The 13,659-nt window shown below is 61.1% G+C and carries 10 protein-coding genes; 9 read left to right on the forward strand and 1 reads right to left on the reverse strand.

Annotated elements, in window-relative coordinates; genetic code table 11:
* The first annotated feature begins 580 nt into the window (after window positions 1–580).
* Window positions 581–2,548, forward strand: coding sequence for a LysM peptidoglycan-binding domain-containing protein (locus H0V34_05945; GenBank protein MBA2491253.1), 1,968 nt, complete (start codon window positions 581–583; stop codon window positions 2,546–2,548).
* A gap of 35 nt (window positions 2,549–2,583) precedes the next feature.
* Here H0V34_05945 and H0V34_05950 read toward each other — a convergent pair whose 3' ends face one another.
* Entirely contained in the window at window positions 2,584–3,621 is a 1,038-nt protein-coding gene (locus H0V34_05950; protein ID MBA2491254.1) for an NAD-dependent isocitrate dehydrogenase, read from the reverse strand.
* A gap of 477 nt (window positions 3,622–4,098) precedes the next feature.
* On the opposite strand from H0V34_05950, the gene rimP reads away from it, so the two are divergent.
* The 8 genes from rimP to H0V34_05990 all read left to right on the forward strand — a co-directional run bounded on the left by rimP (window position 4,099) and on the right by H0V34_05990 (window position 13,559).
* Window positions 4,099–4,578 (forward strand): ribosome maturation factor RimP, encoded by a 480-nt coding sequence (rimP, locus tag H0V34_05955; GenBank protein ID MBA2491255.1) that lies wholly within the window; start codon window positions 4,099–4,101, stop codon window positions 4,576–4,578.
* Between the two features lie 18 nt (window positions 4,579–4,596).
* Window positions 4,597–6,120: a transcription termination/antitermination protein NusA gene (nusA, locus tag H0V34_05960; protein ID MBA2491256.1), complete on the forward strand. Its 1,524-nt coding sequence runs from the start codon at window positions 4,597–4,599 to the stop codon at window positions 6,118–6,120.
* Window positions 6,121–6,199: 79 nt separating this feature from the next.
* Complete coding sequence (infB, locus tag H0V34_05965) at window positions 6,200–8,704, forward strand: translation initiation factor IF-2 (GenBank protein MBA2491257.1); 2,505 nt, start codon at window positions 6,200–6,202, stop codon at window positions 8,702–8,704.
* A gap of 74 nt (window positions 8,705–8,778) precedes the next feature.
* Complete coding sequence (rbfA, locus tag H0V34_05970) at window positions 8,779–9,156, forward strand: 30S ribosome-binding factor RbfA (protein MBA2491258.1); 378 nt, start codon at window positions 8,779–8,781, stop codon at window positions 9,154–9,156.
* Between the two features lie 43 nt (window positions 9,157–9,199).
* A complete protein-coding gene (gene truB, locus H0V34_05975) occupies window positions 9,200–10,117 on the forward strand; it encodes a tRNA pseudouridine(55) synthase TruB (protein MBA2491259.1) in 918 nt (305 codons plus the stop codon).
* Between the two features lie 90 nt (window positions 10,118–10,207).
* A complete protein-coding gene (gene rpsO / locus H0V34_05980; GenBank protein MBA2491260.1) occupies window positions 10,208–10,477 on the forward strand; it encodes a 30S ribosomal protein S15 in 270 nt (89 codons plus the stop codon).
* A 288-nt stretch (window positions 10,478–10,765) separates the two neighbouring features.
* Window positions 10,766–12,841: a polyribonucleotide nucleotidyltransferase gene (pnp, locus tag H0V34_05985; GenBank protein ID MBA2491261.1), complete on the forward strand. Its 2,076-nt coding sequence runs from the start codon at window positions 10,766–10,768 to the stop codon at window positions 12,839–12,841.
* A 169-nt stretch (window positions 12,842–13,010) separates the two neighbouring features.
* A complete protein-coding gene (locus H0V34_05990; protein MBA2491262.1) occupies window positions 13,011–13,559 on the forward strand; it encodes a sigma-70 family RNA polymerase sigma factor in 549 nt (182 codons plus the stop codon).
* Window positions 13,560–13,659: the final 100 nt, after the last annotated feature.

Consider the following 13,659-nt stretch of genomic DNA (forward strand, 5'->3'; position numbering starts at 1 on the left):
CGGCCGGTTCGGGCAGGAGTTTAATACTATCGCGGTCGGTTACTGGAAGGTTGCGGTGTCGCATGACGGGCAGATTACGGATAATCTGCCGAACTCGACGCAGATATTTTCACCGACCTTGACCGACCGCGGTTTAAGGTGGATCCAGACGAGATCCTGGCTGGCGCCTTGCCGGATCCGGCGTTTGAACTTATTCCCGGCCAGAATGGCGTGATGATCAGCCGCGAAGATCGCCGGCCAGTCTGACGGGATTGCCGACGGGTCGACCCGGAACTTCCGACATACGGCATCACGCGCCGCATGAATGGCAGGCGGGCGCGAATCCTCTGGATCGATAATAATTCGGTCTGGCCGCCCTTCTTCATGCCTGTCGCGAGATTGCGGACAATTTTGGCCAGTTTCGTTCCACTACACGAGTCGGGCTGGCTATATGCGAATCCTGTTATGTTGCGCGACGTTGCTCTTGGCCACCTGGGCCAGCGCCGCCGTCGAAACACCTTTTACCCGACCGCCGGAACTGGCCGCAGATATCGCGTTCTGGAAACGTGTCTATACGGAGGTCGATACGGCTTCATGACTGGTGCACGACGATCGCGATTTAAGCATTGTTTACGAGGCGCTGCGCTTTCGTTCCGACACGTCTTCCACCACGCGCTATTACGAGGCGGAGGCGCGCAAGGAACACTATCGAGCGATCCTGAGCCGTCTTGCCGCCGGCAAACGCAGCGACCTGAGCGGCGAAGAGGCGCGGGTGCTAAAACTCTGGCCGGCCGGCGTCGGCAATGCCACTCTGACCGAGGCAATTGCGAACATCCGTTTCCAGCTCGGTCAGAGCGACAATTTCCGCGAGGGTCTGCGGCGTTCGGGAAGATGGGCTGCGTACATCCGCCATGCGTTCGTGTCGCGCGGTCTGCCCGAGGAGCTCGGCCTGCTGCCGCACGTGGAGTCGTCTTTCAACCCCGATGCGTATTCGAAAGTGGGCGCGTCGGGCATGTGGCAGTTCATGCCCGCCACCGGGCAACGTTACCTGCACATCGACCATATCCTTGACGAACGCCTGGACCCTTATATGTCCACTGACGCCGCGGCGCAGCTACTTGCGCTCAATTATGCGGTGACCGGCACCTGGCCACTGGCTATCACGGCGTATAACCACGGCGCCGCGGGCATGCGGCGCGCCGCCCAGAGCCTGGGCACGCGCGACATCGCCACCATCGTGCGGCGTTACCAGAGCTCGACCTTCGGGTTTGCTTCGCGCAATTTTTATCTGTCTTTTCTGGCTGCGCTGGAAGTGCATAATGATGCCGGGAAATATTTTCCGGACACGGCGCGCGACGGCGACCAGCCGTTGCGCACGGTTACGGTGCCCGACTTCATGCTGGCAAGTACCTTGTCACGTGCGCTGAATATCGAAGTCAGCCAGCTCCGCGCGCAGAATTTCATGCTGATGCCGCCGGTATGGCGTGGCGAAAAATACGTGCCCGCCGAATACCCGCTACGACTGCCGCAGGGCGCCATGGATGCTTCGCGCGCCGCGCGCGTGCTGGCGGCCATCCCGTCTACGCAGCGTTTCGCTATGCAGATACCCGACGAATTCCACATCGTGGATAACGGCGACACCTTATCGGGCATAGCGAGCCGTTACGGCGCGTCGATGAGCGACCTGATGGTTCGCAATCAGCTGGGCAGCGCCGATTTTATTCGTGTCGGTCAGCGCATTCTGCTGCCCGCGTCGGGCCAGACCTCTGCCGTTGCCACTACCGCCGCGTTGCCGGTTTCCATGCCGGCCGATGGCAGGTACCGCGTGCAAGGTGGCGATACCTTGAGCATCATCGCCGCGCGGCACGGGGTGACCACCAGCGCGCTGGTGGCGATGAATGACCTGCGCAACGCGAATGCGCTGCGTATCGGTCAGGTGCTGGTGATGACGCCGCCCGCGGGTGGCGCAAGCGCGCCGGCTGCCCCGGCGCCGCTTTCCGAGGTGCGTCCCAGCGAAGCCGTAGTCGTCAAGCTCGAGGAGGCCGAACCGGCGTCGTCGGGCGAGGCGGTTGCCGCGACCGGTGACGTGCTGGCCACGCCGGCGCGGCCTGCAACGACGGCCGATCCGGTTGACTACGAGGTCGCCGCCGACGGCACAATCGAGGTGCAGGCGGTCGAAACCTTAGGCCATTACGCCGACTGGCTGTCGATTCCGACCCAGCGTTTGCGCGACGTCAACCGACTGAGCTTTTCGCAATCGGTAGTACTCGGCTGGCGCCTGAAGCTGGATTTCAGCGAGGTCACGACCGCGGACTTCACGACGCGTCGCGTTGCTTATCACCGCGCTTTACAGGACGCGTTCTTCGCGCGCTTTCATATCGACGGAATGACCGAGCGGCAGGTGCGGTCCGGCGACAGCCTGTGGTCGCTGGCGCAGGCCGAACCGACTCTGCCGCTGTGGCTGTTGCGTCAGTACAACCCGGATCTGGATTTCGCCAACCTGCAGCCCGGCACCACGATTATTATTCCGCGGCTCGTGTCGCAGTCGAAGCTGAGCGAGCGCGGTTGACAACGGGCGCGCGGGACCTACATTCGCCGTCGCCGTCATTCCAGACGGCGTATGACGGCGTCCGCGAATTGTACGGTGGTCGCCTCACCGCCCAGATCGGGGGTGCGCACATGGTCTTTGCCAAGCACATCTCTGATGGCGTTGCGCAGGCGTTCCGCGTTATCGTGCCGATGAACGTGTTCCAGCATCAGCGCCGCGGCCAGCATCAGCGCGACGGGATTCGCGATCCCCTTGCCCGCGATGTCCGGCGCCGAGCCATGCACCGCCTCGAACAAGGCTGCCTCGGTGCCCACGTTCGCGCCGGGCGCCATGCCCAGACCGCCGACCAGCCCCGCGCACTCGTCCGACAGAATATCGCCGAACATGTTGGTGGTAAGAATGATGTCGAACTGGGCCGGGTTAATCACCAGCTGCATCGCGCAGTTGTCCACAATGCGTTCTTCGATGGTGAGCCGATCCTGATAACGTCGACACACTTCCTGGCAGGTTTCCAGGAAAAGGCCAGTCAAGGCTTTAAGAATATTCGCTTTGTGGACGATGGTAATTTTCTTGCGTCCGGCCTTGAGCGCCAGCTCGCAGGCGTATTCCGCGATTCGACGGCATGCAAAGCGCGTGATGATGCCGGATGCTTCGGCCACGGCGCGCGGATCGTCGCCGATGGGGATATAATGCTCGACGCCGACATAAAACCCTTCGGTGTTCTCCCGAATCAATATCACGTCGACATCCTTGAACAGGCCCTTCGGCAGATACGAGCGCGCCGGACGGATGTTGGCGAATAGCTGGAATTCCCGGCGCAAGGTGACATTGATCGAACGGTAGCCGCCACCCACGGGGGTAATCAGCGGCCCCTTGAGCGCGAGGCGGTTGCGGCGAATGCTCTCCAGCGTATTGCGGGGCAGGGGATCGCCATAAAGCCGCACCGCGGCCATGCCGGCCTCCTGATAGTCCCACGCGAACCCCGCCCCCAGTTCCTTGAGCACGCCAACGGTGGCCTCGACAATCTCGGGCCCGACGCCGTCGCCCATGATGAGGGTCGCCGGAATTTTCGCAGTAGAGCTACTGATGGTCATGGTGCTGCCCCTCGGCATGTGAAGCCGCAATCACGGCTTGCAGCGGAAATAAGGTACGATGTTTTAGCGTGATCTTCGTGTCGATCAGGTTCGCGGGCAAGCTTGTGCATACGTTTGCCGCCCCCATATTAGATATCGGCGCCCGCGTTTGCGCCTGTCGATACGCCGATGCGCGCAAGGTTACCCGATCCCTATCCGCGACACACCTTGAAAGGCGCACCATGTTTTAACTATAATCGCGGACATGCCTGTTAAGGCTTGGTCGGCGTGATGTGATTTCGCTTAAGCGCCGGTCGTTGAACAGGCCCCGTTCAGGGGCTTTTTTATTAAGTGTAGCAGCATCGCATCAGGGAATTGCAGGGGGCGTCCGTAGCATAAACGCGGCGGGAAGCCGTCCGCAATAAAAATGGGCTTCGTGCCCTTTTTTTGTTTTCGGCCATCGTCGGTTCGGCCAGGATCTGGTTTAAGGCAAGGGCAATGGAGCAAACCAGGCTCACAGAGCTGATCGAGCCGGTAGTCGAAGGTCTGGGCTACGAATTGTGGGGCTGCGAATATGTTCCGCGCCGCCGACAGTCGTTGTTGCGGATTTATATCGACCGGCGCGATGGCATAACCTTAGACGACTGCGGTCGGGTCAGTCATCAACTGAGCGGTGTGCTCAATGTCGAAGATCCGATTGGCGGCGCGTATATTCTGGAAGTATCGTCGCCGGGGCTGGATCGCCTGTTGTTGAAGGCGGAGCATTTCCAGCGATATTGTGGTCACCGGGTCAGGGTCAGACTCAAATGGCTGATTGATGGGCGGCGCCAGTTCGATGCTCGCCTGCACGATGTAGAGGGTGGGCGGGTGAGGGTAGTCGAGCAGGAGAAGGCGTATGTAATCCCGCTCGCGGCGATCGATCGGGCGCGTCTGGTGCCAGACACGGGCATGTACCAGACAAAGGCCAGACATGAATAAGCGCGCGGAGATGAACACATGAATAAAGAAATTCTGCTGGTGGTGGACGCGGTATCCAATGAGAAAGGCGTCGAGAAGGACATCATTTTCGACGCCATGGAAGCGGCGCTTGCCTCCGCGACCCGCAAGAAACATGGCGGCGAAATAGACGTGCGCGTGCAGATCGATCGCAATAGCGGTGATTACGAAACGTTCCGCCGCTGGCATGTCCTGGACGATGAAGATCCTGAATTCGAGTCCACCGAGCACCAGATACTGTTCAGTTACGCGCGTCGTACGCATCCCGACATTGAAGTGGGCGCGTATGTGGAGGAACCGATCGAGTCCGTGTCGTTTGGCCGGATCGCCGCGCAGACCGCCAAGCAGGTCATAGTGCAGAAGGTGCGTGAGGCGGAGCGCGCGCAGATTGTGGAAGCTTATCAGCACCGGGTAGGCGAACTGGTGATGGGTATTGTCAAGCGCGTGGAGCGTTCCGGCCTTTTTATCGATCTGGGCAGTAATGCCGAGGGCTTCATTCCGCGCGAGGAAATGATCCCGCGCGAATCGGCGCGGCCAGGCGACCGGTTGCGCGGTTATCTAAAAGAGGTGCGCGCGGAAGTGCGGGGGCCGCAGTTGTTCCTGACGCGTACCGCGGCGCCATTTCTGATCGAGCTGTTCAAGCTGGAAGTGCCGGAGGTCGGGCAGGGTCTGATTGAAATCATGGGTGGCGCGCGCGATCCGGGCCTGCGCGCGAAAGTCGCGGTGCGCTCGCACGACCCGCGCCTGGATCCCGTCGGCGCGTGCGTCGGCATGCGCGGCTCGCGGGTGCAGTCCGTGTCGAATGAACTTGCCGGCGAGCGCATCGATATCATTCTGTGGAACGAGAATCCGGCCCAGTTCGTCATTAATGCAATGTCGCCCGCCGAGGTGCTGTCCATCGTGGTGGACGAAGACAAGCAAAGCATGGACATCGCCGTGGACGAGGAAAAACTCTCGCAGGCCATCGGGCGCGGCGGGCAGAACGTGAAGCTGGCGAGCCAGCTTACGGGGTGGGAACTCAACGTCATGACTGAAGCTCAGGCTGACGAAAAAAGTGACGCAGAGGCGCAGGAGCTCCAGCAGATGTTCATGCGCGAACTGGACGTGGATAACGAAGTCGCCGCGATCCTCGTGCAGGAAGGCTTTTCCAGCGTGGAGGAAATCGCTTACGTACCGCCCAAGGAGCTGGTGGAAATCGAGGAGTTTGACGAGCAGATGGTCGAGGAACTCCGTGGTCGCGCCCGCGACGCGCTATTGACCATGGCTATCAAAAGCGAAGAACAGCTGGATACCGAGGCGCCCGCGCAGGACCTGTTGGAGATGGACGGCATGGACCGGCAACTGGCTTTCCAGCTGGCTGGCATGGGCGTGCGCTCCATGGAGGAGCTGGCCGAGCAGGCGGTAGATGATTTAGAGGTAATCGAGGGACTGGATCGGGAGCGCGCCGCGGCGCTTATAATGACCGCGCGCGCGCCCTGGTTTACAGAAGAACAAACCGGCGGTCAGACATCGGCCGCCTCTTAGCCGATTTGCCGCAAACCCAGGCGCCCGATTTGTCATGCGTTCGGGGCGGCCACAAGCAGTACTAGAGGAAGTGGGACACATGTCGGAAGTAACAGTAAAACAACTCGCCGAGGTGGTGGGCACGCCGGTGGAGCGTCTGCTCGAGCAACTCAAGGATGCCGGTCTGGGCGTGAATCAGGCCGACGCGACGATCAGTGATTCCGAAAAGTCGCAGTTGCTGAATCACTTGCGCCACAGTCACGGGCGAATGACCGGTGACGGAGACGGCAAAAAGATCACCTTGCGCCGCAAGAGCACCAGCGAACTGAAACTGTCAGGCATGCAGGGACGCACCGCCAGAACCGTCAGCGTGGAAGTGCGCAAGAATCGCACTTATGTAAAACGCGGTGTGATACAGGCGGAGGAAGCCAAACGCCAGGAGGAAATTGCCGAGGAGTCGCGCAAGGCCGAAGAAGAGACGCGGCGTGTGGAGGCCGAGCGTAAGGCGGCCGCGGAACAAGAGGCCCGCAAGGCGGAGGAAGCACGGCAGGCCGAAGTGGAGGCGCTGCGCAAGCAAGCGGAAGAGGCTAAACTCGCGAAGCAGGCCGAACTCACGGCGCCGCCACCGGTGCCAGAGGTGTCGCGGGATGACAAGAAACCCGCCAAGACCAAGAAAGTGCGGGAGCGAGACAACGCGTCTGTCAAGGTCGACGAAAGTGATTCCCGACAGCGTCGCCAGGAACTGCATGTGGCGACCGACAAGCGTGGCCGCCGGAAACGCAAGCCCAAGATGCGGCCGGGAAAAGTGGCGCCTTCCGGCAAGCACGGCTTTGCGATGCCCACCGCGCCCATCGTGCATGAGGTGGCGATTCCGGAACTTATCACCGTGGGCGAGCTCGCGCAGAAAATGGCGGTCAAGGCGACGGAAGTCATCAAGGTCATGATGGGCATGGGCGTGATGGCGACTATCAACCAGACGCTCGATCAGGATACGGCCACCCTGGTGGTCGAAGAGATGGGCCACACCCCCAAGCCGGTGCAGGCCCAGGACCAGGAAGCGGCCCTCACGATCGAAGCCACACCAGCCGGTGACGCGGTCTCGCGTCCGCCGGTGGTGACCATCATGGGTCACGTCGATCACGGCAAAACGTCACTGCTGGACTACATTCGCCGTACAAAAGTGGTCGCCGGCGAAGCGGGCGGCATCACACAGCACATCGGCGCATATCAGGTTACGACCGATCGGGGTCTGGTGACCTTTCTGGATACGCCGGGCCACGCGGCGTTCACCGCCATGCGCGCGCGCGGCGCGCAGGTCACCGACATCGTGGTGCTGGTGGTCGCCGCCGACGACGGCGTCATGCCGCAGACCATCGAAGCGATCCAGCATGCGCGCGCCGCCGAAGTACCGCTGGTGGTGGCGATCAACAAGATCGACAAAGACAACGCCGATCTGGATCGGGTAAAAAACGAGCTTTCCGCTCGGCAGGTCATTTCGGAAGAGTGGGGCGGCGACACCATCTTCGTGCCCGTGTCCGCGCATACGGGCGAAGGCATCGACACGTTGCTTGAATCGATTTTGCTGCAGGCCGAGTTGATGGAACTTCAGGCGCCGGATCAGGGTGCGGCCAGCGGGGTGGTGGTGGAATCGACCCTCGATCGCGGACGCGGTCCGGTCGCTACCATCCTCGTCCGGCAAGGCCGACTGAGCAGGGGCGACATGATACTTTCGGGCCAGGAATATGGGCGGGTGCGCGCGATGTTCGATGATCAGGGTCAGGAAGTCATCGCCGGGGGGCCGTCTACACCCGTGGTCGTGCTTGGTTTGTCCGGCGCGCCCAACGCCGGGGACGATGTCGTGGTCGTGGCGGACGAGCGCAAGGCCCGTGAGGTCGCGACCTTTCGCCAGACTCGTTCGCGTGACAACAAGCTGGCCACTCAGCAGGCGGCCAAACTGGAGAATATCTTCAATCAGATGAAGGAGGGCGAAATCGCCAGCGTCAATATTCTGTTGAAGACGGATGTGCAGGGCAGCGCCGAGGCGTTGCGTGATGCCTTGGAAAAGCTTTCGACCGACGAGGTGCAGGTCAAGATTGTGGCCGCCAACGTGGGCGGCATCAACGAGTCCGATGTCAATCTGGCCGTTGCGTCCAAGGCGACTATCATCGGTTTCAACACCCGTGCCGATGCCTCGGCGCGGCGCGCGGCCGAGGACCAGGGTTTGCAGGTGCGCTATTACAGCGTGATCTACGAAGCCATCGACGACGTGCGCCAAGCCATGAGCGGCTTGCTGTTGCCCGAGTTGCGCGAAGAGATCGTCGGTCTGGCGCAAGTCCGGGATGTCTTCAAGTCGTCGAGATTCGGCGCGGTCGCCGGCTGTCTGGTGGTGGAGGGTGTCATGCGCAAGGGCAACCCGATCCGCGTACTGCGCGACAATGTGGTTATCTATGAAGGTGAGCTGGAATCGCTACGGCGTCACAAGGATGACGTAAGCGAAGTTCGCATGGGCACCGAATGCGGCATCGCGGTCAGGAACTACAACGATGTCAAGGCAGGCGACCAGATCGAGGTCTATGAGCGTTTTGAGGTGGCGCGCAATCTGTAGTGCGGCGCGCGGATGCACTGCGAGGTTTCAATTATGTACTGCCATACCCGATCCTTCTTAAGGCGCTGACGATCATGCCCCGTGAATATCCTCGCACTGTGCGCGTCGGCGAACAGATCCATCGCGAACTCGCGCACCTCGTAACTGTAGCCGTGAAAGACCCTGAAGTCGGCATGGTGACGATTCTGGACGCCGACGTGTCGCGCGATTTCGCCCATGCGAAGGTCTATTTCAGCGTGCTGGGTGATGACGCAAGCGTACGTGCGAGCGCCTCCGGCCTCAACCGGGCCGCCGGATTCTTGCGACGCGAACTGGGTCGGCGTCTGAGATTGCGCACCGTGCCCCAACTGCGTTTCGTTTATGACGATACACAACGCAAGGGTGCGCGCATCGACGCGCTGATCGATCGCGCGCTGGCCGAGGACGCCGGCCCGCGGGCACCAGAAGAATGATTCGGCGAACACCGCGCCAATGACAATTCAGGGAGTCTGACGGATGTCGCGCGGGCGTCAACGCGGGCGCATTGTCAACGGTTTGCTGTTGCTGGATAAGCCCCCCGGCATCACCTCCAACCGCGCGCTGCAAGCGGTAAAACGCATTTTCGACGCGCGCAAGGCCGGACACACGGGCAGTCTCGATCCGCTGGCAACCGGCCTGCTGATTATCTGCCTGGGCGAGGCTACCAAGATTTCCGCCTATCTGCTCGACGCCGACAAGCGCTATCGAACCACCTGCCGGCTTGGCATCAAAACGTCGACGGCCGACGCCGACGGCGAAATTGTGCAACGCCGTGTCGTTGGGCAATATTCGCTGGCGCAGATTGAGTGTGTGCTGCAACGCTTTCGCGGCGGCATCGAGCAGGTTCCGCCCATGTATTCCGCGGTCAAGCACGCGGGCAAACGGCTGTACACGCTCGCGCGCGACGGGATTGATGTACCGCGCGAACCCCGCTCGCTGATGATTTACGCCCTGGTATTGACGGGACGCGATTACGACACCCTGACCCTGGACGTTCACTGTTCGAAAGGGGCTTACGTGCGCACCCTGGTAGAAGACATCGGCGAGGCGCTGGGTTGTGGCGCCCACGTGACCGCGCTGCGACGTCTCGGCGTGGCGCCGTTTGATGCGCCCGAGATGATCGAATTGCCTGCGCTGGATGCGTTCGCGGCGCGCGGCACGGCCGCATTGGATGCGCGGTTGCTGCCCATGGATACCGCGCTGGCCGATTGGCCGGCGCTCAACGTCGATGAAGTCTCGGCGCATTACCTTAAGACCGGGCAGCCGGTGCGCATCGCTGGCGCACCGGCACACGGCAAGACGCGTCTGTACGACCGGCGTTATGGGTTTATTGGACTGGGCCGCGTGCTGAATGACGGCCGCATCGCACCGGAACGCACTATACGCGCCGTCTAGCGCCATTTTTATACGGCCCGGTAGTGTCCACGCACACAACGCATGATAAACTTCGCCGCACTTGGGACAAGTCTTTCAACAGGAGCATGAATGCCGTTGTCAACCGTCAAAAAAGGCGAAATCGTCAAGCAATTCGGTCATTCGACCAAGGACACCGGTTCCAGCGAGGTGCAGGTCGCGTTGCTGTCCGCGCGGATAGACCATCTGAGCAAACATTTTGCCGAGCACAAGCACGATCGCCACTCCCGCCACGGCCTTTTGAAAATGGTCAACAAGCGCCGCCAGTTGCTGGACTACCTCAAAGACAAGGATCAGCCGCGCTACCAGTCGCTGATCGGTACGCTTGGCCTGCGCCGCTGATTCAAGTGTCGCGCCGCTCCCCCGCGGCTCACAAACGGCGGCTGACTCGTGTCCGGTACAGCGCCGGATGGCGACAGTCTCGACTGACTGTCGTCGATGAACAATGACAACAATAACCCTTCCGAAATTCTTGCGCGGCTGCCTCGTAGCAACGCGATCAATGCCGTGATGCCAGAATTGGCGCTTGCTCATTATTCGTATGCGTCGCCGCGACAACCGCTATGGGCTTCAAGCGGCACTGGTCGCCAGCCTTAAAGCTTTTCCATCATCTGCACACAGGATTACCACGTGAACTCAAGCATTAACAAGACCTTCAATTACGGCGAGCATGCCGTCACCATAGAGACGGGCGAAATCGCGCGTCAGGCGTCCGGCGCGGTGATGGTGACGATGGCGGACACGGTGGTGCTGGTAACCGCGGTGGCGCGCAGGGAGGCCGATCCCGGCCGGGATTTCTTTCCGCTGACAGTCAACTACCAGGAACGCACTTATGCCGCCGGCAAGATACCCGGCGGTTTTTTCAAGCGCGAGGGGCGGCCGACCGAGAAAGAAACCCTGACCTCACGGCTGATCGACCGGCCGTTGCGACCGCTATTTCCCAAGGCGTTCACGAACGAAGTGCAGGTGATCGCCACCGTGATGTCGCTCAACAACGAGATCGATCCCGACATACCCGCGTTGCTGGGCGCTTCGGCGGCGCTGGCGATCTCCGGCATTCCCTTTAACGGTCCGCTGGGCGCCGCGCGCGTCGGTTACCGGGATGGCGAGTATATTTTGAATCCCAGTTCGAGCGAGCTGCGCGAGTCGGCGCTCGATCTGGTGATCGCGGGCAACGACCAGGCCGTGTTGATGGTCGAGTCGCAGGCGAAACAATTGCCTGAAGACGTGATGCTGGGCGCCGTCATGTTCGGTCACGAGCAGATGCAGGCCGCGATCGAGGCGATTCGCGAGTTGGCCGCCGAAGTCAATCAGCCCGCCTGGGACTGGTTGGCGCCGGCGCGCGATCAATCTGTTGACGACGCTGTCGCCGAGCACGCTGAAGCGGACTTGAATGACGCGTATCGCATCGCCGACAAGCAGCTCCGGCAACAGCGGGTGAGCGAGATTCGGGAGCGACTTGTGGGCGACGATGCCGCCGCGCCGGAGACTAAAGATGCGTTCAAACGTCTGGAACGCCTCATCGTGCGCGGCCGGATTCTGGCCGGTGAACCGCGCATTGATGGCCGCGACCAGACCACCGTACGGCCAATCGCGATCCGCGCCGGCGTGTTGCCGCGTGCGCATGGCTCGTCGCTTTTCACCCGCGGCGAGACGCAGGCGATTGTTGTTGTCACCTTGGGCACCGGCCGCGACGCGCAGATCATCGACGCCATCGAAGGCGAGCGCAAAGACCATTTTATGCTGCACTATAATTTTCCGCCGTACAGCGTCGGCGAAACCGGCTTTATCGGCTCGCCCAAGCGCCGCGAAATCGGGCACGCGAAGCTCGCCAAACGCGGCATGCAGGCCGTCATGCCCAACACGGATGATTTCCCGTACGTGATTCGCGTGGTGTCGGAAATTACGGAGTCCAACGGCTCCAGCTCCATGGCCACCGTGTGTGGCACCAGCCTGGCGCTGATGGACGCAGGTGTGCCGATCAGCAATCCGGTCGCCGGCATTGCGATGGGGCTGATCAAGGAAGACGAGCGCTACGCGGTGCTCACCGACATCCTAGGCGACGAAGACCATCTTGGCGATATGGATTTCAAGGTCGCCGGCACACAGGCCGGCATTACCGCGCTGCAGATGGATATCAAGATTGACGGCATCACGCGCGAGATCATGGCCAAGGCGCTGGCGCAGGCCCGCGACGGACGCATGCATATCCTGGAGAAGATGAACGCGGCGATTGCCGCGCCACGCACCGAGATGTCGATGTACGCACCGCGCTTCATCACCATGCGCATTGACCCAGAGAAGATTCGCGATGTTATTGGTAAAGGCGGCGCCGTTATTCGCGCCATGACCGAGGAGACAGGCGCGACCATCGATATCGATGACAGCGGCGTCATCAAGATCGCCTCGGTGGACAAGGAGGCAGGCGAGGAAGCGCGGCGGCGCATCGAGCTGATTACCGCGGACGTGGAGGTAGGCCATATTTACGTCGGCAAGGTCGCGAAGATCATGGATTTTGGCGCGTTCGTCACTATTCTGCCGGGCAAGGACGGCCTAGTACACATTTCCCAGATCTCCGACGAGCGCGTGGCCAAGGTCAGCGACAAGCTGTCGGAAGGCGAGCAGGTGAAGGTCAAGGTGCTGGAGGTCGACAAGCAGGGCCGCATACGCCTGAGCATGAAGGCCGTGGCGGCGGAAGCGGGCTAGCACCGCCGCGGCGCCTGGATACAGACAAGGGACCAGCGCCCCCTTTGTCGCTGCGCGCTGCATCCAGGCGGTCGCTAGCTCGTATCAAGAGATATGATCGAGTGTCCATGTGCGCTTGGTACGGTGCTTCATCATAGGGTCCGAGAGCGACTTAAAAATCAAATCTAAGATGGAACGGCAGGATCCTTTCGCGGAATTGTTGAGCCGCTGTGCAGGCGGCGATCGGCGGGCATTCGAGGAACTGTACCGAATGTCCTCAGGCAGGTTATATGCAATCTGTATGGGCATGCTGAGGCGCGAGGATCTCGCCGAAGACGTGCTGCAGGATGCGTTCATCAACATCTGGCGCGGAGCCTCCAGCTTCGATCCTTCCAGAGGCGCCGCGCTTACTTGGATGACTAGCATCGTACGTAATCGCGCGTTGGATCTGTTGCGAAGCGCCCATGTGCAAGCCGGCCAGATGTCGGATGAATTTCATGACGAGGATTTCGCGAGCCAGGCGCGTTCCCCAAGCACGGCCGCCGCCACGGATGCGTCAGCCGAAGCCGTCGCGCGATGCATGCAGCAGCTCAAGGCGCCGCAGCGTCGCTGCATCATGATGGCTTATTATTACGGCCATACCCACGACGAACTGTCGACCTTGACCGGTACGCCACTCGGTACCGTCAAGGCGTGGATTCGTCGCGGTCTGGAAAAATTGCGGGAATGCCTAGGCTAGATCGCTATCAGGATCACAAGGTCTACGATGCGCTGGCCGGCGACTATGTGCTTGGCACCATGGGTGGTCGCGCGCGCCGTCGCTTCTTGGAGCTGATGGC

This window comes from Gammaproteobacteria bacterium (genome assembly GCA_013696315.1).
Taxonomy (GTDB): Bacteria; Pseudomonadota; Gammaproteobacteria; order JACCYU01; family JACCYU01; genus JACCYU01.

What these genes read in the sequence shown, in the direction of transcription:
- truB (MBA2491259.1), top strand. Translation starts at nt 9,200, where the DNA reads ATGTCGCGCGGGCGTCAACGCGGGCGCATTGTCAACGGTTTGCTGTTG.
- rbfA (MBA2491258.1), top strand. Translation starts at nt 8,779, where the DNA reads ATGCCCCGTGAATATCCTCGCACTGTGCGCGTCGGCGAACAGATCCAT.
- H0V34_05990 (MBA2491262.1), top strand. Translation starts at nt 13,011, where the DNA reads ATGGAACGGCAGGATCCTTTCGCGGAATTGTTGAGCCGCTGTGCAGGC.
- rimP (MBA2491255.1), top strand. Translation starts at nt 4,099, where the DNA reads ATGGAGCAAACCAGGCTCACAGAGCTGATCGAGCCGGTAGTCGAAGGT.
- infB (MBA2491257.1), top strand. Translation starts at nt 6,200, where the DNA reads ATGTCGGAAGTAACAGTAAAACAACTCGCCGAGGTGGTGGGCACGCCG.
- nusA (MBA2491256.1), top strand. Translation starts at nt 4,597, where the DNA reads ATGAATAAAGAAATTCTGCTGGTGGTGGACGCGGTATCCAATGAGAAA.
- rpsO (MBA2491260.1), top strand. Translation starts at nt 10,208, where the DNA reads ATGCCGTTGTCAACCGTCAAAAAAGGCGAAATCGTCAAGCAATTCGGT.
- H0V34_05950 (MBA2491254.1), bottom strand. Translation starts at nt 3,621, where the DNA reads ATGACCATCAGTAGCTCTACTGCGAAAATTCCGGCGACCCTCATCATG.